General features: G+C 61.2%; 25 protein-coding genes and 1 tRNA gene. 10 read left to right on the forward strand and 16 right to left on the reverse strand.

Going from position 1 to position 26,935, the window contains the following annotated elements:
- Window positions 1-3: 3 nt before the first annotated feature.
- The 6 genes from HK107_RS11090 to leuB are packed head-to-tail and all read left to right on the forward strand — an operon-like array spanning window position 4 to window position 5,804.
- Entirely contained in the window at window positions 4-327 is a 324-nt protein-coding gene (locus tag HK107_RS11090) for an ACT domain-containing protein (protein WP_173199733.1), read from the forward strand.
- Entirely contained in the window at window positions 311-1,588 is a 1,278-nt protein-coding gene (locus tag HK107_RS11095) for a threonine ammonia-lyase (protein ID WP_173199735.1), read from the forward strand. Before HK107_RS11090 ends, HK107_RS11095 begins: the two co-directional genes overlap by 17 nt.
- A 13-nt stretch (window positions 1,589-1,601) precedes the next feature.
- A complete protein-coding gene (locus HK107_RS11100; RefSeq protein ID WP_173199737.1) occupies window positions 1,602-2,786 on the forward strand; it encodes a 2-isopropylmalate synthase in 1,185 nt (394 codons plus the stop codon).
- On the forward strand, window positions 2,783-4,177 hold the full coding sequence (gene leuC / locus HK107_RS11105; RefSeq protein WP_173199739.1) for a 3-isopropylmalate dehydratase large subunit: 1,395 nt from the start codon (window positions 2,783-2,785) through the stop codon (window positions 4,175-4,177). Before HK107_RS11100 ends, leuC begins: the two co-directional genes overlap by 4 nt.
- Window positions 4,174-4,752 carry a 3-isopropylmalate dehydratase small subunit gene (gene leuD / locus HK107_RS11110; protein ID WP_173199741.1) on the forward strand — a complete coding sequence of 193 codons (579 nt, stop codon included), beginning with the start codon at window positions 4,174-4,176 and terminating at the stop codon, window positions 4,750-4,752. The genes leuC and leuD overlap by 4 nt, the downstream gene beginning before the upstream one ends.
- Window positions 4,752-5,804 carry a 3-isopropylmalate dehydrogenase gene (leuB, locus tag HK107_RS11115; RefSeq protein WP_173199744.1) on the forward strand — a complete coding sequence of 351 codons (1,053 nt, stop codon included), beginning with the start codon at window positions 4,752-4,754 and terminating at the stop codon, window positions 5,802-5,804. The genes leuD and leuB overlap by 1 nt, the downstream gene beginning before the upstream one ends.
- On the opposite strand, the gene HK107_RS11120 is transcribed toward leuB, so the two are convergent.
- From HK107_RS11120 to HK107_RS11140, 5 genes are all read right to left on the reverse strand, one after another.
- Entirely contained in the window at window positions 5,801-6,457 is a 657-nt protein-coding gene (locus tag HK107_RS11120) for a glutathione S-transferase family protein (RefSeq protein WP_173199746.1), read from the reverse strand. The genes leuB and HK107_RS11120 overlap by 4 nt on opposite strands.
- Before the next feature lie 6 nt (window positions 6,458-6,463).
- Complete coding sequence (locus tag HK107_RS11125) at window positions 6,464-7,231, reverse strand: 3-hydroxyacyl-CoA dehydrogenase (RefSeq protein WP_173199748.1); 768 nt, start codon at window positions 7,229-7,231, stop codon at window positions 6,464-6,466.
- Window positions 7,232-7,294: 63 nt separating this feature from the next.
- Window positions 7,295-9,916 (reverse strand): M14 family zinc carboxypeptidase, encoded by a 2,622-nt coding sequence (locus HK107_RS11130; protein WP_173199750.1) that lies wholly within the window; start codon window positions 9,914-9,916, stop codon window positions 7,295-7,297.
- 140 nt (window positions 9,917-10,056) lie between these two features.
- On the reverse strand, window positions 10,057-11,622 hold the full coding sequence (locus tag HK107_RS11135; protein ID WP_173199752.1) for a sodium/sugar symporter: 1,566 nt from the start codon (window positions 11,620-11,622) through the stop codon (window positions 10,057-10,059).
- Window positions 11,623-11,973: 351 nt separating this feature from the next.
- Window positions 11,974-12,059: transfer RNA gene (locus HK107_RS11140), tRNA-Tyr, on the reverse strand.
- A gap of 98 nt (window positions 12,060-12,157) precedes the next feature.
- On the opposite strand from HK107_RS11140, the gene HK107_RS11145 reads away from it, so the two are divergent.
- Complete coding sequence (locus HK107_RS11145; protein WP_173199755.1) at window positions 12,158-12,946, forward strand: TrmH family RNA methyltransferase; 789 nt, start codon at window positions 12,158-12,160, stop codon at window positions 12,944-12,946.
- On the opposite strand, the gene HK107_RS11150 is transcribed toward HK107_RS11145, so the two are convergent.
- Window positions 12,904-13,443, reverse strand: coding sequence for a hypothetical protein (locus HK107_RS11150; protein WP_173199757.1), 540 nt, complete (start codon window positions 13,441-13,443; stop codon window positions 12,904-12,906). The genes HK107_RS11145 and HK107_RS11150 overlap by 43 nt on opposite strands.
- A gap of 113 nt (window positions 13,444-13,556) precedes the next feature.
- Window positions 13,557-13,979 carry a nucleoside-diphosphate kinase gene (ndk, locus tag HK107_RS11155; RefSeq protein ID WP_173199759.1) on the reverse strand — a complete coding sequence of 141 codons (423 nt, stop codon included), beginning with the start codon at window positions 13,977-13,979 and terminating at the stop codon, window positions 13,557-13,559.
- Between the two features lie 81 nt (window positions 13,980-14,060).
- On the opposite strand from ndk, the gene HK107_RS11160 reads away from it, so the two are divergent.
- Together HK107_RS11160 and HK107_RS11165 are read left to right on the forward strand one after the other, a co-directional pair.
- Window positions 14,061-14,450: a hypothetical protein gene (locus HK107_RS11160; RefSeq protein ID WP_173199761.1), complete on the forward strand. Its 390-nt coding sequence runs from the start codon at window positions 14,061-14,063 to the stop codon at window positions 14,448-14,450.
- A 13-nt stretch (window positions 14,451-14,463) separates the two neighbouring features.
- A complete protein-coding gene (locus tag HK107_RS11165) occupies window positions 14,464-15,357 on the forward strand; it encodes a hypothetical protein (RefSeq protein WP_173199763.1) in 894 nt (297 codons plus the stop codon).
- Between the two features lie 43 nt (window positions 15,358-15,400).
- Here HK107_RS11165 and HK107_RS11170 read toward each other — a convergent pair whose 3' ends face one another.
- From HK107_RS11170 to ettA, 9 genes are all read right to left on the reverse strand, one after another.
- A complete protein-coding gene (locus tag HK107_RS11170; RefSeq protein ID WP_173199765.1) occupies window positions 15,401-16,828 on the reverse strand; it encodes a hypothetical protein in 1,428 nt (475 codons plus the stop codon).
- Between the two features lie 99 nt (window positions 16,829-16,927).
- Entirely contained in the window at window positions 16,928-17,275 is a 348-nt protein-coding gene (locus HK107_RS11175) for a hypothetical protein (RefSeq protein WP_173199767.1), read from the reverse strand.
- Between the two features lie 61 nt (window positions 17,276-17,336).
- Window positions 17,337-18,545: a DUF418 domain-containing protein gene (locus HK107_RS11180; RefSeq protein WP_173199769.1), complete on the reverse strand. Its 1,209-nt coding sequence runs from the start codon at window positions 18,543-18,545 to the stop codon at window positions 17,337-17,339.
- Window positions 18,546-18,603: 58 nt separating this feature from the next.
- Window positions 18,604-19,038, reverse strand: a complete 435-nt coding sequence (locus HK107_RS11185; RefSeq protein WP_173199771.1) for a secondary thiamine-phosphate synthase enzyme YjbQ — start codon at window positions 19,036-19,038, stop codon at window positions 18,604-18,606.
- Entirely contained in the window at window positions 19,039-19,446 is a 408-nt protein-coding gene (locus tag HK107_RS11190) for a hypothetical protein (RefSeq protein ID WP_173199773.1), read from the reverse strand. It lies immediately after the preceding gene.
- Between the two features lie 58 nt (window positions 19,447-19,504).
- Window positions 19,505-19,921 (reverse strand): VOC family protein, encoded by a 417-nt coding sequence (locus HK107_RS11195; RefSeq protein WP_173199775.1) that lies wholly within the window; start codon window positions 19,919-19,921, stop codon window positions 19,505-19,507.
- A 1,251-nt stretch (window positions 19,922-21,172) separates the two neighbouring features.
- Window positions 21,173-21,802 (reverse strand): MAE_28990/MAE_18760 family HEPN-like nuclease, encoded by a 630-nt coding sequence (locus HK107_RS11200; RefSeq protein WP_173199777.1) that lies wholly within the window; start codon window positions 21,800-21,802, stop codon window positions 21,173-21,175.
- The gene (locus HK107_RS11205) at window positions 21,799-22,878 is read right to left on the reverse strand and encodes a DUF262 domain-containing protein (RefSeq protein ID WP_198912394.1); all 1,080 of its coding nucleotides are present in this window, start codon (window positions 22,876-22,878) and stop codon (window positions 21,799-21,801) included. Before HK107_RS11205 ends, HK107_RS11200 begins: the two co-directional genes overlap by 4 nt.
- 47 nt (window positions 22,879-22,925) lie before the next feature.
- Window positions 22,926-24,590, reverse strand: a complete 1,665-nt coding sequence (gene ettA / locus HK107_RS11210) for an energy-dependent translational throttle protein EttA (protein ID WP_173199782.1) — start codon at window positions 24,588-24,590, stop codon at window positions 22,926-22,928.
- 138 nt (window positions 24,591-24,728) lie between these two features.
- On the opposite strand from ettA, the gene HK107_RS11215 reads away from it, so the two are divergent.
- Window positions 24,729-26,744, forward strand: a complete 2,016-nt coding sequence (locus tag HK107_RS11215) for an acyltransferase family protein (RefSeq protein WP_173199784.1) — start codon at window positions 24,729-24,731, stop codon at window positions 26,742-26,744.
- Window positions 26,745-26,935: the final 191 nt, after the last annotated feature.

The following is a 26,935-nucleotide window of genomic DNA, read 5'->3' on the forward strand; positions in this document are numbered from 1 at the left end:
ACGATGAGCCTGCACCTCTCCCCAAACACTCGACGCGCCACGATTGAAACCTTCACGATCGAAAGCGATGACGTGAACGGAACGCTTCGCCGGGTCTGGACCGTCATTGAGCAGCGCGGCTGGAGCGTGCGCTCCCTCCTCGTCGAGGAAGTCGGAGGCGGTGTCGAGACCCGCGTGCAAGTCTCGCCCACGGGTAACGGCCGCTCCATCGAAACCCTCCGCCTGCAGATCGAACGCCTTCACAATGTCAGGCGCGTGAAGCTCGAGCGCCGCAGCCGCGAAAAACCCAGCCGGTGGAAGGAAATACCCCATGCCGCCGTCATCTGATGTTGCCGTCGCCGAGGCGCCACGCCGCCTGCAGTTGAACCCGCTTGGCCTGTCCGATGAAGAGTGGCGCGCGGTCACCGGCAAGGCTGATCCCGCATGGCGCAACGTCGCCGTCACCCCTTGCCTGCCGAGCCCGAAGCTTTCGCAGCTGACGGGCTGCGAACTGCACCTCAAGTTCGAAAACATGCAGGTGACCGGCGCTTTCAAGGAGCGCGGTGCCCTCGCTAAACTCCTGTCACTGACGGACCAGGAAAAAGCCGCTGGCGTCATTGCAGCCTCCGCAGGCAATCACGCCCAAGGGCTTGCTCGGCATGCGGAGCTCCTGGGCATCCGCGCCGTCATCGTCATGCCCGACCACACTCCCTCGGTTAAGGTGGAAGAAACCCGCCGGTTCGGTGCGGAAGTTATCCTCCACGGCGAGAACTATGACGCCGCCAGTGCGCACGTCGAGCAGCTGATCGAACGCGAGGGCCTGACCCTCGTCCACCCCTTCGATGATCCCCACGTCTGCGCGGGACAGGGCACCATCGCGGCTGAAATGCTGGATCAGAGCCCCGAAATCGACACCCTCGTTGTCCCCATCGGCGGCGGTGGCCTGATCGCAGGCATGGCGACCGCTGCGCGCGCGATCAGGCCCGACATCAGGGTGATCGGTGTACAGACGGCTCTCTATCCCGGTATGATCAACGCCGTGCGCGGAACAGAGCGCGCTTGCGGCGGCATGACCCTGGCCGAAGGCATCGCCGTCTGCGCACCCGGCCACCTCACCCGCCGCGTCGTCGCAAGCCAGGTGGACGAGATCGTCACTGTCGAAGAACGCTTTCTCGAACGCGCGCTCTCCCTCCTCCTCGGCACACAGAAGACCCTGGCCGAAGGCGCAGGCGCCGCAGGCCTCGCAGCGATCCTCGCGCACCCCTCCCTCTTCCGTGGAAGGACTGTCGGCAGCGTCATCTGCGGAGGCAATATCGACGCCCGCCTCCTCTCCTCGATCCTGATGCGCGATCTCGCACGTCAGCGTCGCCTCGCACGCCTCAGGATCGCCCTGATGGACGTTCCCGGAGAGCTCACCCGCGTCTCCGCAGCCATCGGGGATGCCGGCGGCAACGTCATCGACGTCGCCTACCACAAGGTCTTCAACGACCTGCCCGCAAAAGAAACACACCTCGACATCTCCGTCGAAGCAACGGGTCCTGAACATATGGACCGTATCATCAGCGCCCTGAGAGAACAGGGCCTCGACCCCCAAGTCGCTAATTACTGAGGAGCGAAGCGTCATGACGTACACACCGCCTGAAACCGTACGAATTTTCGACACGACCCTTCGCGATGGCGAGCAAAGCCCTGGTTTTTCGATGACCATGAAGGGCAAGCTGCGCATGGCCCGCCGCTTGTCGGAGCTGAAGGTCGACGTCATCGAAGCGGGCTTCGCCGCCGCCTCTCCTGGTGATGCCGAGGCCGTGCAGGCCATCGCAGAAGAGGCCGACGGCCCGATTGTCTGCTCCCTCGCCCGGGTCACCGAGCGCGACATTGACGCCGCCGCCGAAGCCCTGATGGCCGCCCAGCGCAAGCGTGCCCACCTCTTCATCGCCACCAGCAAGCTTCACCGCGAGCACAAGCTGAAGATGCGCAAGGGCGAAGTCCTCGACGCCATCGACTCCGGCGTCCGCTACGCGCGTTCGATTTTCGAGGACGTCGAGTTCTCCGCCGAAGATGCCATGCGGACGGAGAAGTCCTTCCTCGCGGAATGCATGCGCACGGCTGCCGAAGCCGGTGCGACCACTCTCAACGTCCCCGACACCGTGGGCTACGTCACGCCGGACGAAGTCTTCGATGTCTTCAGCTATCTGATCGAAGCGGTGGAGCCCGAAGAAGGCATCGTCTTCTCCGCCCACTGCCACGACGACCTCGGCATGGCCGTCGCCAACAGCCTCGCTGCCGTCAGAGCTGGCGTTCGCCAGATCGAATGCACCATCAACGGCATCGGGGAGCGTGCAGGCAACTGCGCCATGGAGGAGGCTGTCATGGCCCTCCGCACACGCCGTGATTTCTATGGCGTCTCCACCAATCTCGACACGACCAAGTTCTTCGACGCCTCGCGCACCCTTGAGGATATCACCGGTGAAAAGGTCCAGCGTAACAAGGCAGTAGTCGGACGGAACGCCTTCGCCCACGAGGCAGGCATCCACCAGCACGGTATGCTGAGCAACCGCAAGACCTACGAGATCATGTCCCCCGAAGACGTCGGCGCGCCCGTTTCCGCGCTGGTCCTGGGAAAGCATTCCGGCAAGCATGCCCTCTTCGCCCGCCTCGAAGAGCTGGGCCACGAGCCGCCGGTCGACATGCGTGACGCCATCTTCGAAGGCTTTAAGCGCCTTGCCGACGAGCATCACGAAGTGACCGACGACCAGCTCCGCACCCTCGTCGCGGGCGCATCGAACAGGCTGGTGCCCGCAGAATGACCGGCAAGACCCTGTTCGAGAAGGTCTGGGAACGGAATACCGTCACGGAGGAAGCCCCCGACCGCCCAGCCATCCTCCATGTTGGCCTGCATCTGGTCCATGAGGTCACGAGCCCTCAGGCTTTCACGGTCCTTAAGGAGCGCGGCCTCAAGGTCCGTCGCCCTGATCTGACCCTCGCCACCATCGATCATAGCGTCCCGACACTTCCCCCGGGTCCGGACGGAGAGCTCCCCTACGCCACCGAAGCAGCCAAGCATCAGGTCGAAACCCTGCGCCAGAACTGCCGCGAGCATGGCATCGAACTTCTCGATCTCGACGACCCCCGTCGCGGCATCGTGCATATGGTTGGGCCGGAGCTTGGCCGCACCCACCCAGGCCGCGTTGTCGTCTGCGGCGACAGCCACACCAGCACCCACGGTGCTTTCGGCGCTCTCGCCTTCGGCATCGGCACGACGGAAGTCGGCCACGTCCTCGCAACCCAGTGCCTCTTTCAGCGCAAGCCCAAGACCTACCGCGTCCACTTTGAAGGTCAGCTCACGGATGGTGTGACGGCCAAGGACATGGCGCTCGCCGTCATTGCCCGCCTCGGCATGGATGGCGGAACTGGCTACGTCCTCGAGTACACAGGCGAGGCTGTCGAAGCCCTGTCGATGGAAGGCCGCATGACTCTCTGCAACCTCTCCATCGAAGCAGGCGCGCGCGCAGGCATGGTCGCTCCCGACGAGACCACCTTCGCCTATCTCAAGGGCCGTCCTGGCGCGCCGGACGATTTGGATGCAGCCGTTCGTTCGTGGTCTGAACTCCGCTCGGATCCCGATGCCACATACGACGCCAGCGTTACCCTCGACGCCTCCGCCATCACCCCGATGGGCACTTACGGCGTCAGCCCCCATGAAGCTGCAGGCCTCGGAGGATCCGTCCCGGAGGGCACAGCCAGCGATGTCGCGCTCGGCTACATGGGTGTCCACGAGGGGCAGGAGCTTTCTTCCATCAAGGTCGACCGCGTCTTTGTCGGCAGCTGCACCAATGGGCGCATCGAAGACCTACGCCTCGCTGCAAGTATCCTCCGTGGACGCCGCGTAGATGAGAAGGTCCGTATGCTGGTCGTCCCCGGTTCCGAGGCCGTCAAGCGCGAGGCCGAGACCGAAGGGCTCGACGCGGTCTTCCGCGAGGCGGGCGCAGAATGGCGTGAGCCCGGCTGCTCCATGTGCATCGCCATGAACGGCGATCGCGGCGAGCCAGGAGAACTCGTCGTCTCCACCTCCAACCGAAACTTCCGTGGCCGCCAGGGCGAAGGCGTCCGCACCGTCCTCGCCAGCCCGGCAACCGCTGCAGCCAGCGCTGTCACCGGCCATTTGACCGACCCTAGAACCCTCGGAGCCGAGGCATGATCGAAGCCTTCACCAAGCTGACGAGCAAGACGATCGTCCTGCCCCAGACGAATATCGACACGGACCAGATCATCCCGGCGAGATTTCTCACCACGACCGACCGCGATGGTTTGGGTGACTTTGCCTTCCGCGACTGGCGCTTCGATCAGCACGGGAACAAGATGGCTCATCCCCTCAACGCACGGGATCCCGAAGCGGTGAAGGTCATCGTGGCAGGTGACAATTTTGGCTGTGGCAGCTCCCGCGAGCATGCGCCCTGGGCCCTGACGGCTCTCGGGTTCAGGGCCGTGATCAGCAGCTCCTTCGGCGATATCTTCCGCTCAAACGCCCTCAAGAACGGCCTCCTCCCTGTGCAGGTCGATCCCGTCACCCTCCGGCTCCTGATGGAGTGTGATGGCCATGAGGTAACGATTTACCTGGAAGAAGAAGAACTCCGCTTCGGCAACCACGTCGTGCCGTTCTTGACCGAGCCTTTCTCCAGAAAGTGCCTTCTTGAGGGCCGAGATACGTTGGGCGTTCTCTTGGGCGCCGTAGCAGACATCGAAGCCTTCGAAGCCGATCAAGGAGCGTTTTGATGTCATTATCCGTATGCATCCTGCCCGGCGATGGCATCGGGCCCGAAGTGACAGCGAGCGCGGTCCGCGTTCTCCAGCAGGTTTGCGAGAACGCCGGGACTTCCCTCGAAACAGCAAGCCAACCCTTTGGCGGCGCTGCGATCGACACAACGGGAGAACCGCTCCCGCCGGCAACGCTTGAAGCCTGCAAGGCTGCAGACGGCGTCCTCCTCGGCGCCGTGGGCGGACCCCAGTATGACGCCGCCGCCCGTGCCGGCGCTCCGCGTCCGGAGCAAGGCCTGCTCGCCCTTCGTCAGGAGATGGGGCTCTTCGCGAACCTCCGCCCGTCGCGGCTCTTCCCAACGCTCGAAGGTGCATCTCCTCTGCGCGAAAAGATCGTCCGTGGCACCGATATCCTTGTCGTCCGTGAGCTGACAGGCGGCCTCTATTTCGGCGATCGCCGGGAGGGGGACGAAGAAGCGCTGGACACCCTGCCCTATAGCCGCGCCGAGATCGAGCGCGTCGCGTGGACCGCGTTCGAAGCAGCCCGAGGCCGACGCGGCAAACTTTGCTCCGTCGACAAGGCCAACGTCCTCGCCAGCTCTCGCCTCTGGCGGAAGGTCATTGACGATGTGAGCGCGGACTTCCCCGAGGTGGAAGTCAAGCACGTCCTCGTCGACGCGATGGCTATGCACCTCGTCACTCGCCCGTCGAGTTTTGACGTGGTGGTCACCGAGAACCTCTTCGGAGACATTCTCTCCGACGAGCTTTCGGCCGTAGTCGGATCAATCGGCCTTGCGCCATCCGCATCCCTCGGTGCGCCAGATACCCCCGGCGTCTTTGAACCCATCCACGGCAGCGCGCCAGACATCGCAGGCACCGGCAAGGCGAACCCCATCGGCACCATTCTGTCAGCAGCCATGCTCCTCCGCTTCGCCGCGGGCATGGAGGACGCAGCAAAGTCCATCGAGGACGCAGTCGAGACCGTTCTGCGCGAGGGGCTCAGGCCCTTCGACCTCGGTGGTACGGCGGGCACGGAAGACGTGACCGCCGCAATCCTGAAAGCGCTCTAGACCTTCGCGCCAACATTCGTTGCGCTGACGCTGGGCCGCTCATCGATGCTCTTTCGCCAGCGCCAAAGGTTCGTGTACTCATCACCCGGACGCTGGCGCGCGACCTTCGAGAAGTCGACGGCAACGAGCGCGGTCACGTCAGCCCAGCTGAAGCTATCGGTTGCAAGGAACTCCCGACCTTCAAGCCGCTCATCGAGCACACCCCAGAAGTGCGAGAGACGCGCAACGCCCCGCTCCACCAGCTGCGGGATCTGGTCGTAGTTAACCGGTCCGGTCAGCGCGCGCCCCTTCATCTGAGGGGCGAAGTTGCGGACGATTTCTGCGATCGCCAGCAGGCCTTCGATCTCACACCGAGCGCTCCAGCTCGCCACCATCGCCTTTTCGAGCGGCGACGCACCGAGCAGCGGGTTCTCGGGATAGGCAGCGTCAAGCCAGGCGATGATCCCGTGATTGTCACCAATCGTCTCGCCGCTATCAATCGTCAGTGCGGGAACGGTGCAGGTCGGATTGATCGCCTTGTAGGCGTCACACAAATGCTCGCCCTCGGCAAGGTTCACGATCTTCGTGTCGAACTCTGCGCCCTTCTCCAGAAGAGCAATCCGCGCCCTGCGTGGGCTGGGAGCGGGAGGGCAGTCATAGAAAGTCAGTCCCATGACGGCTTACCTTGGCTGCATACGGATGCCGCCATCACAGCGGATCGTCTCGCCGTTGACGTAGTTGTTCTCGACAATGAACTTTGCCGCATGCGCAATCTCTGCCGGGTCGCCGAGGCGTTTCGGGAAGAGCGGCTGCTCGCTCAGGGACTGGACAGCTGCTTCCGGCAGGCCCTCGAACAGAGGCGTCTTGATGAGGCCCGGCGCAATCGTGTTGCAGCGGATGCCGTCGCGCGCGAGGTCACGGGCAATGGGAAGGGTCATGCCGACAATACCGCCCTTTGACGCCGAATAGGCTGCCTGGCCCATCTGACCTTCAAAGGCAGCGACCGATGCCGTGTTGACGATCACGCCGCGCTGGTGGTCCGCATCGGGATCATTCCGCATCATGGCGAGCGCCGAGAAACGGATCACGTTGAACGAGCCGACAAGGTTGATGTCGATGACCTTCTTGAAGGCGTCGAGGGCGTGGGGGCCATCTTTGCCCACCGTCTTCTGCGCCCAGGCAATCCCGGCGAAGTTGCACGCGATGTGCAGCGCGCCGAAACGCTCGCCAGCCAAGTCTACAGCAGCAGAGACTTCTTCTTCGCTTGTCACGTCTGCCGTCGTGAACGCGACGTGGCTGCCTAGCTCTTCAGCCAGCGCGTTACCCTTGTCCGCATCGCGGTCGAGGATCAGCACGTTTGCGCCAGCTTCGGCGAAAAGCCGCGTAGTCGCGCCGCCGAGGCCCGATGCGCCGCCGGTGATGAGAGCGGTCTTGCCCTTGAGTTCCATGATTATCCTCCTGGTGTTTTCCGCCGCCTTAGCGCCGGAAACACCGGAAGGCCAACCTCTCCCTCACTCCTCTTCGTAGGTGCCTGACGGACTGTCGATCAGATCACTGAAGAAGACGGCATTCATCAGGAGCCTGTCCGTGCCGAGGAAGAAGCCGCGGAACACCGGATTATCCGCCATCAGGATGACCTGCCCCCTGCCGACAGGCTGCGCGATCACCGAGGGGGTCCCAGAAATCTCACCTTCTCGCATCTCGGAGACGTAGCCCGTGAGGACGCTGCCTTCGTCAGGATAGGCAGCAACCACCGCATACGGATTGTCCATAGGCCAATCGAGAGTCGCGCTCGTGTTCCTCAGCGAGGGGAGCACCCTGTCACCATAGCCAAAGCCAAGCGGATGGCTGGTGTCAAGGTCGGTCGCGAAGATCGCACCGCGGACGAGGTGCTCTGCGTCCCGCACGCCCATCTCGGCGTAGTCGAAGCGCAGCTTCTCGGCATCCTCAGCAGGTTCTTCTTTCTTCGGTTCGGCAGCGTCTTTTCCGCCCAGCATCGCATCCTGAGCCCAGTGCGCGGACTGGCGGAGAGCGATCAGCGTACCGCCCTCTTCCCGCACCCACCGCTTGACCCGCTCGTGAGCACCCTCAGGCAGGCTGACGCGACCGCCGCCGGGCATGATGAGGTGCGTATAGCGTGACCAGTCGAGGTCGCCGAGCTCGCCTTTGCGCCGAAGCGTGACAGGCATACGCAGTTCCTGATCGAGGAAGTGCCAGACCTCACCCGCATCGTACCGCGCGATCCCGTCGTCGAAAACAACGAGCACAGAGGGCTTCTCGATAGGCGTGAAGCTGGCCCCGCCGAGCGATGCCGTCGCATCGTCACCTGCGCCCGAAGCGACCGGGATCACGGCGATCCCCTCTTCCCGCGCCAGGGTTTGGACCAGGCGGTGAATGGCCTGAGGGCTTTCCTCCTGGCCTGCCAGCGGAACGAAGAGCGTCCCTGCATCGAAGTCCTGAACACCGTTGTTCGTCCGCACTTCGAAGGCCTCATTGGCCGCACGGACGAGGAGGCCCTCATCCAGCACGCGGTAGAGCGCCTTGCCTGCAAGACGATCCGTCCACGGCATGATGTAGCCATAGTTCGACCGAGCGACCGGCCCGTTGGCGCGGCTGTCGACATCGTCGACCTTCTCGCCGATCAGGTTCGCGTTGAACCGGCCAGCATCCTCGCCCCGCTCGATGCGCAGCTTGAGGGGCGCGTAGTCGAGGTCAAACGCCAACGGCACGGTCCAGCCGCTCACGTCGTAGAAGATGTTCTCCTCGAACTCGGTGACCTTGTCGAAGGCGCCGCGCACCATGACGTGCTGGTCTTGGTTGAGGGGCACGACATAGCTGTCGGACGGACTGAACGTCCGCTCACCAACAGTTATGTCTTCTTCCAGCTGGTGTACATCAATATCGTGGGTATCGAGGAAGGCGAGAAACCGCTCCATACGGCTCCTGTCCTCGCCGGCGCTGACAACATAAGCTTTGACCGGATGGTCGCCCGCCGCTTCGCTCGCGTTCTCGAAGAAAGTCCGTTGATACTCCGCAATCCGCTCCTTCTGCGCGAGCGTGCCATTGATGGTCGTCAGGGTCGTCCTGAAGTGCGTCCTGATATTATCAGCGTAGGAACGTTCACCGGAGGGGCTCTCGATGGCACCGCCGCGCGCCGCGCCCACTTCGAAGAGGATACCGATGCCGCCATTGACCTGTGGATAGGTCGACCCCTTACCGATGTAGAAATTGTCGAAGCCCTGCTCCGTAAAATAGAGCTGGCCTTCGGAGTCCAGGAACTCCCTGTGGACCTCGGCAATGCCCTTGGCGATGTCCCGCGCTTCGTCCGGGATAAGCGGGTTCTTCCGCTTCGGCTCGCCAGGGTGAAAGTAGTAGGTGGACTGAGAACCCATCTCATGGAAATCGCCTGAGACCTGCGGCTTCCATTTCTGCCAAGCCGAGACCCACGCCTGCGACTCCGGCTGCGTCAGCAGGAGCCACTGCCGGTTGAGGTCGAACCAGTAATGGTTGGTCCGCGCCGCGGTCCACAGGTTATGTACTGCATGGGCCGGGTCCGTCACTGGCACCGCGCCGGAGAACGTCTCCACATGATCGACCCGGCGGCTATGCCCGTCAGGGTTCAGGATCGCGACGATGAGGATCACGCTCTCCTCGAGCTGCCGCTCCACCTCTTCGCCTTGCGCGGCAGCGAAGTGGTAAAGGGTCGGGATCGCCGCATCCATGCCAGCTGATTCCGCTCCGTGCACACCGTAATTGATCCAGATGATCGAAGGCGCGTCCGCGTCGATCTCCGCCCCTGCCAGTGATGCGACATGCGCCTCGCGGATCTCCTCGATCCGGCCCTGATGCTCAGGCGAGGTCACCTTGAAGAACAGGATCGGCCGCCGCTCGTGGGTGTGGCCAATGGTCTCGACCGAGAGGCGCTCCGACTGCTCCGCCAGCAGTTTCAGATAGGCAACCATCTGATCGTGCCGGATCGGCTTCTCGCCGAGGCCGTGGCCAAGGAAGGCGTCAGGCGTGGTGATGTCCTTGTTGTAGACGACGCCGGGGAGCTTGAAGTCCTCAATGGGCGCGGCGCTCGCGGCGGACAGGCTGAGGGCGCTCGCGGCTGCGAGGGCAAGAAAGCGGCGCATGGGATACTCCAACTGACGGTCTGCGATGGGAGGGAACCTAAAGGCCGGGACCCTCGGCGGCAAACCTCGTCAGCCGCGCACGAAAAAGCCCCGGGAAACTTACGCTCCCGGGGCCTCTCTAAGTCAGGCAGTGACTGGCGTTACCACCAGATGCCGTAGATCGCGATCAGCAGTGCCACGATCACCACCGAGCCGATGTTGAACACCGGTCCGGTCGAGAACTGAATGCCGCCAAGGTCCACGACCTTTTCAGGCGCAGGCTTCGGCGTGATCAGCGAGACGCCGACACCCATCGCGATGGCCAGCCAGAAGACGACGAACACGCGCCACATGAACGGCATGTCGGGGAAGATGTTGCCCCACATCAGGCTGAGAACCACCGAACCCACGACGACCGCGAGGCCGCCCAGTTCTGTCGTCCGCTTCCAGAACATGCCCAGGAAGAAGATCGCGCAGATCCCCGGCGTGAAGAAGCCGGTCCAGTTCTGGATGTTCTGGAACACCTGCGGCGAGTTGCCGAGCAGCGGCTTGGCAAGGAACAGAGCGATCACCAAAGCGGTGAAGCTGACCGTCCGGCCGATCGTCACGAGCGTCTTCTGCGACGCGTTCGGCATCGCCAGCGGACGGATGAGGTCCATCGTGAAGATCGTCGAGATCGAGTTCATCATCGAGCCGAGCGACGAGACAATGGCGGCCACGAGCGCTGCGAAGATTAGACCACGGATACCCGCCGGGGCCAGCTTCATCATCTCAGGATAGGCCTGGTCAGGACGCGCAAGGTCCGGCGCCAGCATGACGGCCGCGATGCCCGGGATGACGATGATGAACGGCATCACCATCTTGAGGCCCGCCGCGAACAGGATGCCCTTCTGGGCCTCCGCAAGGTCCTTGGCACCAAGAGCACGCTGAATGATGTATTGGTTGAAGCCCCAATAGCTGAGGTTCATCATCCACATACCACCGATCAGCACCGCAATGCCCGGCAGGTTCTGCCACTCAGGATTGTCGCGGTCGAGGATCATGTCGAACCGGCCAGGCAGCTCGTTCATCAGCACACCGAAGCCCGCCATGACGCCAGAACCGTCCGATAGCTGGTTCAGCGCGATCGAGGTGATCAGGATACCGCCGAAGACGAGAAGCACGACCTGAATGATGTCGGTCAGCGCCACGGCCTTCAGTCCGCCATAGAGCGAGTAAGCCGCCGCGAACGCACCGAGCGCGATCATACCCGACGTCATATCGAGGCCGGTCAGCGAGTTGATCGCCGTCGCGCCGAGCCACATGATCGTCGTGAGGTTCACGACCGTGTACAGAACAAGCCAGAAGACACTCATCGTGTACTTCACGCTCGGCCCGTAACGCTGGTCGAGGAATTGCGGCATCGTGTAGATGCCCTTCTTGAGGAAGATCGGCAGGAAGAACTTGCCGACGATCAGCAGCGTCAGCGCCGCCATCCACTCATAGGACGCAATCGCGAGGCCCGCGGCGTAGCCCGAGCCGGACATGCCGATGATCTGCTCTGCCGAAATGTTGGCCGCGATCAGCGAAGCGCCGATGGCCCACCAGGGCAGCGATTTTCCAGCGAGGAAGTAGTCCTCCGTGGTCTTCTCATGGCCTTTCGGCTCACGGCTGACGATCAGCGCAATGCCGATCAGTGCCAGCGCGTAGACGGCGAGTACCGCCAGGTCGATGGTTTCAAGAGCCACTGCCCTTATCCTCCCTGCACATTATTATGGCGAAGCTGTAACAACGCCCGCGCCGGAGAGCAAAGAGACAACGACAGCCCGGTCGGATGATGCGGTGAGTGGGCCTCCCCCCAGAGGGAAAGCGGCAGCAACTCTGCCGCCGCGCGCCTATCCCGACCGTTCCGCGCGAAGGCGCCCGACTGGGCGTCCGGGCCGGTCAGGCCCGCCCCATCGGAGGCGCCACACGCCGTGAGATAGAAAAGTCGCCGACCAGAATCGTAGCTAAGAGGGAAGGCCAGCCCCTGCCGGGGCATTCGCCGCTTTCAAAACCTCCCCCGGAGGTTTTGATCGACTTCGCCGACCAGAGGCGAATGGTGGAGAGGGCTGGATTCGAACCAGCGTACGCATACGCGGGCAGATTTACAGTCTGCTGCCTTTAACCACTCGGCCACCTCTCCAAGGCCGCTCGAGAGCGAAGCAGCCGACTAGCGAAAGGTGCGAGGCCGCGCAACCGCTTCCTCTTTCTATTGCGAGGAAAATTCGGCATGGGGCGGCGATGGCTCTTCACAAGAACTCAAAACACACCAAACCGCCCCGCGAGGACGGTCCAGTCTGGCTCTATGGCCGCCATGCGGTGCTGGCTGCGCTCAAGAATGCGCGCCGCAATCTCGACCGGCTGGTCATCACCCAGAATGCCGCGGCGTGGATCGAGGAGCAGCACAAGCTGCCCGGCAAAGCTGAGAGCCTCAAGCCTCACCAGATCGACAAGCTCCTTCCTCAAGGCGCAGTCCATCAGGGCGTCGCTGGGCTCTTCAGCGACCTTCCCCGCGCCCGCCTCAAAGATGTCTGTTCCCCCGATGGGACAGGTCCGGTGGTTGTCCTGGATCAGGTCACCGATCCCCAGAACATCGGCGCGATCCTCCGCGTCGCCGCGGGCTTCCACGCCCAAGCCGTGATTGTTCAGGACCGCCGCACGCCGCCGCTTTCAGGCGCTTTGGCCAAGGCGGCAGCAGGCACCCTTGAAACGCTGCCTGTGATCCGCGCGGTCAACATCAGCCGCTCGCTCGAAGCGCTTCAGGATATGGGGTTCAGGACCGCCGGTCTCGCGGGCGAGGGCGCAGTCCCCCTCCCCGCCTACAGGCATAGGGGCCCGTTAGCGCTCGTCATGGGCGCTGAGGGGAAAGGCATAAGGGAAGGCGTCAGAGGCCATTGCGATGACCTCGTGTCCATCCCGCTCGCGGAGGAAGTGGAAAGCCTCAACGTCGCGACAGCCGCAGCCGTGGCGCTCTACGCTGTGACCAATCAGGACTTCGGCAGCCCCGCAGAGAGCTCGCCAGCCATATAGCGGGCATAGGTCCCAAGCTCGTCGCCTGACAGCGCATCATCGGCATTGGCATCGGCGAGCATGAACAGCTCAAGGCGGGCATTCTGCCAGGCGCTCTGATCGAGACCAGGCTTGCCGGCTGCATGCAGGTGATAGTCACGGCGCGCGACGGCATCGATCGCTGCACGTTCCGAGACGGTCAGCGGCATCTTGAGGCTTTCGGGAACCGGGATACGGACCGTCGTCTGGCCGTCGACAGGGATCACACCGTTGAAACGGGCCAGTTGGGCATAGACGACCCGCTGTCCGGCATATTCGTCTTCGGTGATCAGGCCGTCCTTATCGACGTCGACCTTCTCGAAGGCGCGTGCGGCATCGACCAGCACATGGGTCATGGGCAGCTCTTCGGTAGCAACGCCGAACGGGTTGTTGGCGTTTTCACCGAGCGAGGCGGAACCTGCCGTCAGCGTGGTTGCGACGGCGAGGGTCTGAAGCAGTCTGAGATTGCGCTTGTTCATCACGTGTCTCCTGCCCGTACCAATGCAAGAGGCGTGCGAATGGTGCGCCGCACTCAGCAGGTTGTGAGGTCGTTTACCCTCACAGCCCGCTTTGTGATTGAGTTTAAAAAAACTCAGCCAACGATTTCGTCGTCGGAAAAGAAGAACTTGATCTCTTCAGCAGCGGTTTCCGGAGCGTCCGAACCGTGAACGGAGTTTGCTTCAATTGATTCAGCGAACTCGGCGCGGATGGTGCCAGCAGCAGCTTCGCTCGGGTTGGTTGCGCCCATGACTTCGCGGTTCTTCGCGATGGCGTCTTCACCTTCGAGGACCTGAACGACAACCGGGCCGGAGGTCATGAAGGAGACGAGGTCGCCGTAGAACGGGCGCTCTTTGTGGACAGCGTAGAAGTCGCCAGCCTGAGCGTCCGAAAGGTGGATGCGCTTCTGAGCGACAACGCGGAGGCCTGCAGATTCGAACTTGTCGATGATCTTGCCGGTGATGTTGCGTTTGGTAGCGTCGGGTTTGATGATGGAGAGAGTGCGTTCGGTGGCCATTGCTCTGGTCCCTTTGGTTGTTCGATAGCGGGGCGGCCATTACATGCGGCTTCGCTGCGTCGCAACCGGGGAGAAGGCAGGATGATGAACGAGGAAGACAGGCTCAAGGCGATCGCGATCTACGCGCTCTACATCGTGGCGGTGGTGACCGCCGTTCCGTACTTCCTTGGCGTGATCCTGGCCTACGTCTTCAAGGGGTCAGCAGGTCCTGAGATGGACACCCATTTTGAGCATCAGATCGGCCTCTTCTGGCGCGTCGTCATCTCAGGCATCATCAACGGTGCCCTCATCTCGATCGGCGTCTTCCTCACCGCCACCGTGGTCCTCGCCATCATCGGCATACCGATGATCATCGTCGGCGGCCTCGGCCTTCTCTGGACCTGGGTCATGGGCCTCACCCGCTCGATCCGCGGCATCGGCAAGATCCAAAGCGGTGAGCCCTACCCCATCCCGGCAGGCTGGAGCCTCTAGGGACATGCAGGCCATGAGGATCAGCGTACGGAGATTAATCGAGATAGCGTTGCTCCTCATCGTCACGACGCTCTCCCTGCATGAGAGTGCTCTCGCGCAGCAGAGTATCCGTCTTCTCAGTCTTGAGACGGCGATCGGCTCTACGGATCCCGAGCGTCTCGAAGAGCACGCCGCTCAGCAGCTCGAAACGCTCGGCATACCGTCCTCGCGAAACGTGGGCATCTACCGGAACGAGACCTCAGTCTTGCCGAACCCGCGCAACCCGCTCGCCGCACTCGATTTCTCAGGCGTTGCCTTCAGCAGTCATCCGCCGGGCCTCGAAAAAGGCGTCCACCCAAGGCGCGGCATTCTCATCGCCCGTGACATCCTCCTTTCGAGCAAGCACACAGGTGCGAAGGCGGGCTTCCCGGTCTACTTCGCAACCCCCGACGGCACGCTGATCGAGCGCCAGATCATCGGCCGCCGTGGGATCGGCAGGGTCCTCGATGGCGCAGGCAAGTATGTGACGAAGACTGACGTTACGGTCTCCTTCCTCGATCGCCCCGTGCCAGACGATGTCGCCGTCTACCCGCTTCTCGATGTCGGCAGCGACAGCGCCTTCAGGTTCCGAGGCCACCGGATACCTGCGCTCCTCCTTAACCAGCACCGTGAGGTGATCCCTGCACGGACGGTGGGGGAACGAAGCGCAGGACTCCGTCTCGCCTTCGCCCCCTACTCAGAGGAGCACGCCTACCGGGCGATCAGCGGCGACAGCGGCTATCCGATCTTTACGCTGATCAATGGAGAGCTCGTCCCGCTCAGCCACCACTGGTTCGCCGGCTATGGCGATGGCCCCAACTTCACGAACCGAGAGCTACTCGACGCGATACTGATGACCGCGGAAAAAGGCCCGCGGGAGACGGACTGATCGCGAAAACTGTTCTTACCTAAGCCCTAATCCGCGTGTGTCGTTAGCGTCGCCTGATCGTAGACGGCCGCGCCGGTCTTGCGGAAGCTGGCGGAGCGGTGAGCGAGCGCTTTATCTCGACCGCGTCATTACCCTGAAGACGCATCGGCAACACGCCCTTGAAGGGCTCGCGTTTTCTCTTCCGTGAACTGCCGGTCCTTGAGGTGGCCTTCTGTTCCAGCCGCTCCGGAAGACTGTAAATCGTCTCAGGCGTCATGCCTTGGAGATAGATCAGTGACCCTGTTGCAAGGAAAGCGTCGTCGATGAAATCCAGCATCCCGTCGCTCGAAATCTTTCTCTTATTAGCCAGTGTCCGGAAATATCCGCGGGACTCGTAGGTGTTGAGATTTGGGAAGAGGCTAAAGACGGTGGCTTGGAGTGCCTCCTGAGACGGCAGGGCATAGAACAAAGTGAAAAGGCCAGATGCACCGCGATTGACGATCGTAAGAGTGCTCTCGTCGCCCTTTGACCATCTTTTGAGGGCTTCGGCCCGCGGAAACTCACCTTCTTCGGTCTCGAGACGAATGATTGCCCCGACGAATTCAAGCGGAGTTGCGTCGGCCGGAAGATAGAGGAACGTCAGAAGCGCTCGCTCGGCGTCATTCTCCAAAGTCCAGCGCCTCAATTGCCTCGAGACGGCACGTGGCGACCAGTCATCCGGGTCCTTGGCTGGAGTCCCCTGCACCGCCCGCATCCGCTCTTCGATCCTGTACCAGTTCGGTGCGCAATGCTTTCCCTGGATTTCGATGGCCCGAGCCCAGAACGGGTCGAAGGTGAGGACTTGGAACTTGTCGAACACCACCTCGCAGCAGCACCCGATGGCATCGAGATTCTCCTCTATCAGCGGCAGATACTTATCTCTCAGTCTATCGACGCTCTCGCCTGCAGTGATCTGGCGATCATCCGAAGCAACGTCGTCGGCGACGACCGAAAGGGGATGCACGCTCTCTGCGTGGGCGGCGTCGATAATCTCTCTGACAAGGCGTCGAAATTGATGGCCGCGCTCATGGAGGTCGTCGATCGCGTTGACGAGTTGGAGAAAGTGCGGCCCGCCTGTGGTCAACTTCGAATCGACCAGCCCCATTTCCTGGACCAGCCGCTGCCGGTTTGCGACGCTTTTCGCAGAGGCCGCAACGACCGCCGCCACTGCAGAGCCCGCTGCCGCAAGAGGCACACCAATGAGGAAGTTGAAATAGTCCCCTTTCTCCCCCGGATCGGCGTCCTGAGCCTCTTCCAGCGCCGTCCGGAAAATCTCGGGAAGGATGTAGTTTGCAACGGGAGAGTCGGGGAGGAAGCCAGCGATGATGTGGATCGCGCCGAAAAGGATCAGGACGAGAGCGAAGAGACCATAGATAAGCCAGCTCGCAACTTTCCAACTGCGCGCCAAGTGGTCTGAAATGGTTAGGTCTTTTTCTTTGATCTTGATTCTCATCACCCGATCTCCCCTACAAGCTCTTTGAACGCTAGTAGAGAATGTCTGGAGTGTTCAGGTGCAGCCTTAATTTCGGGATGGCCGTAATCGGTCGAGGGCTCACCCCATCAGATGACGGACGATCACCGTCATCGAGAGGAAAATCCACAGCGTGTTGAACGCGATCAGGGTCGGCAGCAGCTTCTTCATCGACGCCCAGATCAGCGCGACCGACGTCCCCAGCGTCAGGATGTGGAGCCACCAGATCTCCATCCCGAAGACGAGGCCCGGCACGATCACCGCCGCCTTCGTTGCCCAGGAGAGGAACTCCACGACATTGTACCCGGTCCAGTAGTCACGCCTGAGCCAGAGCAGCATGCAGTCGCGGATGTTCCCCCACCCCACGACGGAGTAGACAATGGCGGTCAGGGCGAGCCCCAGGGCTCCTGCGATCAGGTACGCGTCCATGGCGGGCGGGCTTACAGGCTTCGTGCCAAACCGCCAGACGCCAGATGGAAGCGGGTCCGCCTTATCGCCTGAACGGCTGAGGTGTCTTATAGACCATGCTCCGCCAGACCCATTCGAGGGGGCCGAAGCGGAAGAATTTCAGCCACAGCGGCGACCAAATCAGCATCGCGACATAGGTCCCAAGCACGATCGCCACAAGAAGCGTCAGCGGTGTCTCACCGAACATTCCGAGCGCGTGGCCACCGCCTACCGTTGTCCCGATCAGGGAGCAGGTGATGTAGTTGGTGAACGCCATCCGTCCGACAGCTGCGAAGGCCGAGAACTTGATCCCCAGGCTGACGAGCGCCGAGATCAGGCAGCCATATCCGAAAGCACCGAGAACGCCGTCGAGCATCGCGAACGCCATGAGGTTGTTGTAGGTCTCGAAGGCGTAATCGCTCTCCTTAAGCTGCGCGATCTGCCACGCATCGAGCCCCCACGCTGCACCTAGAGCGACGACCGCGAGCGGCAGGGCCAACGTAAACGGCCAAGCCCCGCGGTAGAGACCGCCCTTGAACAGCGCCATACCAAGCAGCATGAGCGCCAGCGTGATCATCCCCATACCGCTCAAAAGCATCACAGGCAGGACAAACGCCGCGCTGGTCGCTCGGAACATCAACTGCTCGGTGATCCCGCCGCCCATGGCCGCAAGCTCCACGGCGAGGCTTTCCTCAGTCGGCGACCAGAACTTCGGCGCCATCTTCGCCGACAGCTCTTCGATGTTGAATAGCATCTGGAACCCGGCAGCCCATGCGATGCCGATGACCAAGAACACGAGGCCAAAGATCCAGAGCCTGATCGGCCCCATGCGGACAAACAGCAGCGCAGCGAAACCAATCAGCGCATAAAGCGTCAGGATATCCCCAACCCAGATGAACACCATGTGGATCGCGCCAAAGAGAAGAAGGAACCCATTCCTCCGTGCAAGGAGCCCACGCGTCTCTCCCCGCGCTTCGAGCCTTTGCCAGATCATCAGGAGACCCGCGCCATAAAGCGCGGTGAACGTCGTCCGCCATTTATCGTCGACAATAAACTTCTGGATCACCGCGATCAGCTGCTCCAGCTCCGTCCCCCAAAGGCTCGGATTGCCGTAATAAGCGAAGGGCATCGTCATCGCTTTGATGTTGACCGCGAAGATCGCCATCACCGCGAAACCGCGCAGGATGTCGAGATAAGCCAGCCGCTGCTCGCCCGTGACCGGGCCGCCCGCTGCCACCTGTTCGTTACTCATGCCGTGTTCCCCCCTCGCAAGGGCTCCCCTTACCATATCGCGAAGCGATAAGAAAAGCTCAGAGATGGGTGCCGAGGAAATGGAGCGAAAGCTTGCGGCTATGCGAGCTCGACCGATGCTCCGCGATATAGACACCCTGCCATGTGCCAAGCTGCATCCGCCCCTCGCGCACCGGGATCGACAGCGTGGGGCTCGTCAGCGCCGCCTTGATATGGGCTGGCATATCGTCCGGCCCCTCAGCATCGTGACGATAATGCGGCCCCTCCGGCGCAAGGCGGTCCAGAGCATCGCCAAGATCCCTGAGCACGTCAGGGTCGGCATTCTCCTGAATAACGAGACTGGCGGACGTATGCCGAAGCAGAACCGTCAGAAGCCCGTCAGCGGCCCCCTCGCCCGAAAGCCATGAGCTCAGCTCCCGCGTCACATCGGTGAAACTCCGAGGGCGCGTCGAAACCGTCAGCTCACCGAGGGATTGGGACAGCGGCGAGGCCATCTAGCGTGGTGCCATGCCGTGCAGAGGCGGAAGGCCCTCGACCCAAACAACGAAATCGGCACCAAGCACGCCCGTCGCGACCACGGCCACCCCCATCGCCAGGAACGCTCCTGCAGTGAACGGTATGACGATCCTCGCCTCGTCTTCGCCGATGAGCATCCTGAGCCACAGCATCGCAATCGACCCAACGATCAATGCAAACCCAACAATAATTGCCACCCCCGTCGCGGGGAGCAGTTCGGAGAACGTGACTGCTCCACGTCCTGCGCCTTGGAAAAAGATCGTGACGATCATGCAGATGGAGACCAGCAGCACCGACCACACCCCTGCGAAGAACGGGCTGGAGGGGCTCCACATCGGGGCCATGTTCGATGCCGCGTTGATGAGCGGCTTTTCCTTGATGGACATAGCCGGAGCCTAATCCATCAGGTCAGCACGGGGAAGAAAAGCCCGCAGTCCGAAGCCCTTACGGCCAGAGGACCTCAGGGTTCTTCATCGTCTTGATCTCAAGGATATTGTTGTTCGGATCGGCGATGAAAAAGGTCTCTTGCTCGTACTTGTCGCCTTTGAACCGGCGGTACGGCTCGTCGATATAGGTGAGGCCAGCCTTAGCGATCCGGTCCTTCAGTGCCTGGAAGTCTTCTTCCGTGAGGTGCACGCCGAAGTGCGGGACCAGCACATTGCCCATGTCCACATCGTGGCGAACGCTGGGAAGCTGTTCCTCCGACTGGTGCAGGGTCAGCTCGTTCCCCCAGAAGTTCACGTCTTGCCAGCGTCCCTCTTCGGAGTTGCCCAGCGTGCAGCCGAAGACCTCGGTGTAGAACTTCACCGTCTCAGCCAGATTGCCGGCGGGGATGGCGAGGTGAACGATAGCGGACGACATGGCGGGCTCCCTGACTTTCTCTAAACGGCGTACGAGAGTCTCTCCCCTGCGACAAGCTGGCAGGAAGGTCCCGGGCCAGAAGGGCAGAATGCGCCCCTGGAAAGCTCTTGTTTAGAAGAAGGCTAGCGCTGGTCAGCGAGATCGCGCGATGTTGCCGCCGCGCCATTCCGCGCGCGCGAATGACGTGCTGGGGCGGGCGAGAAAGGCCGATCAGAGCGCAAGCCGAGGCAACCCGGTCGTCCCGGACCCCTATCAGGGTTCGGGCGAGGAGAATGAGGGCTTGGCCAATCTGTTCCGACTCGGCGAGCGACCTGCTCCAGCCCGACGGGGCGCCAGCACGAAGAGCCGCCCTTGGGCGGTTTGTTGGGGGGATGGGAGGCTCGCGCGCGGTCATCGCAGCGGAGTTGGTTTTGAGGCTTGCCGCGATGTGAAGGGGTGCCAACCCCTCCCGCGCGCGAGCGCCGACACGCGCTCACTTAGTGAAGCGATAGCGCATCATGATGTCACCACGCTCTTCTGAACGGCCAATCCCTAGCTCACGCCCAGAAGCGTCCGTAGGCAGATCAGGTCACGCGCTGGCGCGTTCCCGCTCCGCCGGATGACACCGGCACGGACAGATCATCAGGCGACGGATCCTGAACTCCCGGCGTCTGTCCGTGGGGGGATGATAGCGCGGGGTGGATGGGGCGGGGATAAGTTGGGTAGCCTGTAGGGCGGATTGCCGGAGGCCATCCGCCGTCCGTTCCGCCCCGAAAGTAACGGCGGATGGCTCCGCAATCCGCCCTTCGGCGCCGAGCCCCTAGCTGTCATTCCGGGATGCTCGAAGAGCAACCCCGGAACCCATAAGCCGGAGGTATGGGTTCCGGGCTCATCCCTGGATCGGGTCCGGCGCTGCCCCGGAATGACAGGTGAGAAGTCGCAAGGCCGCCGAGACGGCGAACGCGGCATCTGGAATGCAGGCTCTGGGAGCACGTCATCCTCGACGAGCAAGACCTCGCCAACCACATCGCGTACACGTATTATAATCCGGTCAAGCACGGGCTGGTGAAGAATATGGACGATTGGCCGGCCACTGCCGTGGCCCTCTCCGCCTACGATCAGTCCCCCAGACTGATCGTTCCGCCTACGGCGGACCGTCTGCGAAGCGTCGTGGCACCGATGGAAATGCGAGAACCATTTTGAGATGCCACCAGAGGGATGGTTACCGCGATAACCGTTGGGTGCATGGCTCAGCTCCAGTGATCTCGACGCTCAAAGGTGCGATACAATCTTCTCTTGGAATTTGTCCGCGATGTGCAGCAGAAGACTGATAGTAAGATTACAATGATCAACGATGTTTACATCTGAGAGATCTGGCTCATTTCCGTGTGCAACTTCATGGCGCCATTTGACGAGTTGTCGGTTTATTCGAAGCCGATCATGATGGACCTGTTCAAATTGAATTCCCAAAATTCGTCCGTTCAACGCGATTTGATCTGCATCAAGATTAGAACGCGGCTTAACGCAAGTTCGGTTGAACCCGGAAAAATCAGTATCGAGCCTAGTTTCAAGAGATTCGACGAAATCAAGCTTCGCCTCCCAAGATGCATTCCGGTCCACGAGACTTTGAAAGGCACCATCGAGAACCCCGACCATAAAAAGCCAGTTTGTTTCTCGTACTCTCTGCCCCCTTGCAACTAAGAAATCGATGTAGGTCTTGACACAATCAGCGTAGAAACCCTCCCAATGGGCGTAGCAGAGGACAACGACAGATTGGGATGCAATATTTGAAGTATCTACGCCGAAAAGATTACTCGTGAATTTCTGCTTCGTATTGGATAGCGATCTGGCTCTACTGAGCCTAGCCTGATCGATCCTGTCGAACGCTTCGTCGGGGGTCATTTCGCAGATCTAGGATCAAACCAGTCCATGCCGAACGGTAGGGTCTTACCCCAACGCGTTGTGCCGCGTTGTCCAGCCCCACTCATTCCTTCAAGAGCGCTTGTCTGCATCCAGAATTTTGTAATTCTCTCACGAACAAATTCCTCGGGCTTAGGAAGCGCTTTAATAGCAGAGGCGTTTATGAGCACCCCCACAGCGATGACTTCAAGTGACCTGAGAGCGAACCGCTCCACCGTTTTGAATTCGATGTTTTTAGGCGGCAGTAGTACTTTATCGCCGTCAATCGCGTGGAGCGTCTCAACCGACCAAACAGCATCATCGAGGAAAGCGTTCCAATTGTCTTCCTGCAGAAGTTCGATGATTGCCTTGTCGAGAAACTCTTCGACGTCCAGCTTCCCTTCGTAGGCTTTGGAGGCATGGGCAAGCAGCCGGACGGCATACTCCACATCCTTTTGAATTTTCGACTGGTCCTCATTGACACGAAACACGGTTCGGAATGGTTCGCTCTTAGCGATTTCTCGAATTTTTCGAGTAGCTTCCTCGTTCGCGAGAACCATTGCGCAAGTTCGAACCTCTTGAGCGTTCGCGTAGGCGCCACCTCGGTTCAGTCGTTGGAATAGATCAAATTTTGTGGTTGCGTCACTTGGATACTTCAAGATCTGAAAATCTATCCTAGCCCTGCGGATGAAGAGTTGCAGTTCCTTACCGATTCCCTTTCCGTCTGCCCCGCCGTGGACCCAGCCGACTCCATCGAGTCCGGGAAGGTACTTCGCTCCAACTAAGGTAGTGGGATCACATAGTTTGTCCGGATTGTCGGGATCTCTCAGGAGCCCCTGAAACTCAAGTACGGTCGAAATCCTCTGCAGACCATCGATTAGCTCCCAAGTGGCATCCTCCCTCTCGTAGGCGAATGCTGGCGGAATTGGAATCCCAACCAAAAGCGACTCAATAAAATCAGATTTTTTTTGCGGCCCCCAGCGAAACAGTCGCTGAAATTCTGGTAGGATGTGTAATTCTTTCGCCTCGTACATCGACCCAATCTCGCCGATGCTTATTGCGAGTTCATCCGTACTCACGGACCGCTTAGCGTTATCAATCTGTTCTCTAAGCGTCATAATATAGCCTACCGCTCCGCCTTCCGGTACTTGATCCTCCGCGGAACGTCCGCGTCCGGACCGAGCCTGCGCTTCTTGTCCTCAATGTAGTCCTCAAAATTGCCTTCGAACCATTCGACGTGGCTGTTGCCTTCGAAGGCGAGGATGTGGGTGGCGATGCGGTCGAGGAACCAGCGGTCGTGAGAGATGACCACGGCGCAGCCTGCGAATTCGTCGAGGGCGGCTTCGAGCTCGCGCAGGGTATCGACGTCGAGGTCGTTGGTCGGTTCGTCGAGGAGGAGGAGGTTCGCCCCCTCCTTCAGCATCTTGGCGAGCTGCACGCGGTTGCGCTCACCGCCTGAGAGGTCGCCGACCTTCTTCTGCTGGTCGCCGCCCTTGAAGTTGAACCAGGTGCAGTAGGCGCGGGAGTTGACCTCGCGCTTCTCACCCAACTGGATGATGTCGAGGCCGCCGGAGATTTCTTCCCATACGGAGTTTGAGTCCGTGAGATTCTCCCTGGTCTGATCGATGTAGCCGAGCTTGACCGTTTCACCCAGCGTGATCGAGCCCTCGTCCGGGGTCTCCTTGCCGGTGAGCATCTTGAAGAGGGTCGTCTTGCCTGCACCGTTGGGGCCGACCACGCCGACAATGCCGCCCGGCGGCAGCTCGAAGGTGAGGCCGTCGATGAGGAGCTTGTCGCCGAACGCCTTTTTCAGGTCCTCGGCCTCGATCACCTTGCCGCCGAGACGCGGGCCTGAGGGGATCTGGATCTGGGCGGTGGAGACCTGGTCGTTCGCGGCCTGGTCGCGGAGCTTTTCGTAGGAGTTGATCCGGGCCTTGGACTTGGCCTGGCGGGCCTTCTGGCCCTGGTTGATCCATTCGAGCTCACGGTCGAGGGTCTTCTGGCGCTTGGCCTCCTCCCGCTCTTCCTGGGCCATGCGCTTGGCCTTCTGCTGGAGCCAGGAGGAGTAGTTGCCCTCGAACGGGATGCCTTTGGCTCTATCGAGCTCAAGGATCCAGCCGGTGACATTGTCGAGGAAGTAGCGGTCGTGGGTCACGAGCACCACAGCGCCAGGGAAATTGCGCAGGTAGTTCTCAAGCCACGCGACGCTCTCGGCATCGAGGTGGTTGGTCGGCTCGTCGAGGAGGAGGAGGTCGTTCTTCTCAAGGATCAGGCGGGCCAGCGCCACGCGGCGCTTCTCACCGCCGGAGAGGTCGGTGACGGGCCAGTCGCCCGGCGGGCAGCGCAGGGCCTCCATCGCCAGCTCGACTTTGCTGTCGATGTCCCAGGCGTCGAGGGCGTCGATCTCTTCCTGAAGGGTCGACATCTTCTCCATGAGCTCGTCGGAGTAGTTCTCCGCCAGCTCCATCGAGACGTCGTTGAACTCCTGCACCTTCGCCTTGATGTCCGCGACGCCTTCGGCCGCATTTTCGAAGACGGTCTTGTTGGGGTCGAGCTCAGGCTCCTGCGGGAGGTAGCCGACCTTCGCGCCATCGGCAGCGTAGCTCTCGCCGGTGAACTCCTGGTCCACGCCGGCCATGATCTTGAGGAGGGTCGACTTACCCGCGCCGTTGACCCCGACCACGCCGATCTTCGCGTCCGGGTAAAACTGAAGGTGGACGTTGTCGAGGATCTTCTTGGCCCCGTAGGCTTTGGTGAGACCTTGCATGAAGTAGATGAACTGGCGTGCCATGTGGGTGAAAACTTCCGGAATCTGCAATTTCCGGGGTGTAGCCATGGGCTAACTCAGCCACAAGCGTTTCGCGCTAACGGCCTTTCCACCGGAATCGAATAGAACGTCAGTCCGTACCAAGCGAGTGTCATCTCCCCCATGGTCCCTACCGCAACGAAATACCGATCCGACATTGACGGCCTGCGGGCGATCGCCGTGCTGCTCGTCATCTTCTTCCACGCCGGGTTTAAGACCCTCTCTGGCGGCTTCGTCGGCGTTGACGTCTTCTTCGTCATCTCGGGCTTCCTGATCACGAGGATCATCGCGTCTGAAATCGATCAGAAGTCGTTCAGTTTCGCGAACTTCTACCTGCGCAGGGCGCGAAGGCTTCTGCCCGCCTTCTATGGGATGCTGCTGGTGACGCTGATCGTCGGTGCGATGATCATGCTGCCCTCCGAGTTGGAAGACCTCGGAGAAACGAGCCTCGCGGCGATCTTCTTCTCGTCGAACGTCTACTTCTGGCAAACCACCGGGTACTTCACCACGACGGCGGAGTTCAATCCTCTCCTCCACATGTGGTCCCTGAGTGTGGAAGAGCAGTTCTACATCGTGCTGCCGCCACTGATGCTTTTGCTCTTTGCGCTGAAGGTTCCTCGCCTTCCCGCGTTCTGGGTGATGGCAGTTGGATCGCTGCTGATCAGTGCCGTGACCGTCTATACCCATCTTTGGGGTGCCTACTTCCTTCTCCCCTCTAGGGCGTGGCAATTGCTGGCTGGAGGGATCTTGGGCCTCCATGCGGTGGGGACCGGAGTGTCCAACCGGACCTCCGAAGGGATCGGCTGGGCCGGACTGGCTGCGATCATGGTCGCGGCCTTCGGTTTTGACAGCGAGACCCGTTTCCCGGGCCTTGCCGCGCTGCTCCCGACGTTGGGAGCGGTTGCGATGATCCATGCAGGTGGCCGGGAGGGATCGGCCCTGGGCAAGCTTCTCGGTCACAAGGTTCTGGTGACGATCGGGCTGGCGTCGTACTCCCTCTACCTCTGGCATTGGCCGGTGCTAGCCTATATCCGCCTTTACAATTCCAGCGTTGATCTCCCATTGATCCTCTCTTTTGCGTCGCTGGTCCCGATCTTTGGACTTGGTTTCCTGTCATGGCGGTTCATCGAGCAGCCGTTTCGGAAGAAGCAGCAGGTCTCGGACAAGGGCATCACTCTTTCGGCCATCGCCGCTTCGCTAGTGCTCGTCGGGGGAGCCTCGGTTTTTGCTGTGTCCGAAGGGCTTCCGGGACGTATTCCGCCCGCAGCGCAGACTTTTGCCAAGTACGAGCCGACCCCTCTCCTAAGGGAGCGTTGCATGCGGCTGGCTCCGTCGGATATTCCGTCCTCAGATTGCTTTGAGGCGGCACGAACCTCCGGCGTTCTCCTCTGGGGCGACTCTCACGGTGCGGCGCTGGCGCAAGGCCGGTTTGATCAGCCAGCGTTCGATTTCGGCTTCATCGGAACGGCCGGCTGCCCTCCACTTCTCGGAGCGTGGCGACCGGATTTCGGAAACCGTGCTGCTTGCACCGCGCGTCTCGATCAAGTTGCGGAGCTCTTGGAAACCTCGGACGACATTGACACCGTGCTGATCGCAAGCCGCTGGCCCCTCGCCGTTGAAGGCACGAGGATGGAGGCCGAAGGTGGATCGCCATACCTCTTTGTCGATCAGGAACAGAGCCGTCCGGGTGCCGACAATCCTGGTATTGTTGCCAGGGGCCTCGCTCGGAGCATCGCTGCTGCGAAAGCGAGGGAGCGAAATGTAGTCCTCATCGGTCCGGTACCGGAGGTCGGGGTCGACGTTCCCAAGACGCTAGCACGCCGGGAGATCTTCGGCTCTCGTAGAACGATCGAGCCGGCGATCTCGGAGGTGCTTGAGCGCCAGAGGTCAAGCTACCGTATCCTCTGCGACCAAGCCGAGACAACGGGCGCCCGTCTCGTCTTTCCTCATCTCCTCTTATGCAGCGATAGCGATTGCCGGGTGCGAGAAGGCGAAAGCGTTCTCTATGTGGATGATGATCATGTCTCGAAGGAAGGCGCCCATCTCATACTGGAGCGTATCTCCGATGTTCTCGAAGGCGGGCAGGATGACCGCGCCTATTGCCAGACCCTTGAGGCAAAGCCCGGCTCAGCGCGCTGAGATCAGGCCCACCCCAAACAAAAGAAAACCCCCGCCTCTGGTTCGGAAGAGAGGCGGGGGGTTTTTTTTTGGGTGGGGGGGGGTGGCCGCCGGGCTGTGTTGGCTTTTGAAACCATCCTTTGAGGTGTCTCTTTTACACATCTACATGTGTATAAAAGACAGGGGTATCCCCCACCCACATGAAAAACCTG

It is taken from the genome of Parvularcula mediterranea (assembly GCF_013085255.1).
Taxonomy (GTDB): Bacteria; Pseudomonadota; Alphaproteobacteria; order Caulobacterales; family Parvularculaceae; genus Parvularcula; species Parvularcula mediterranea.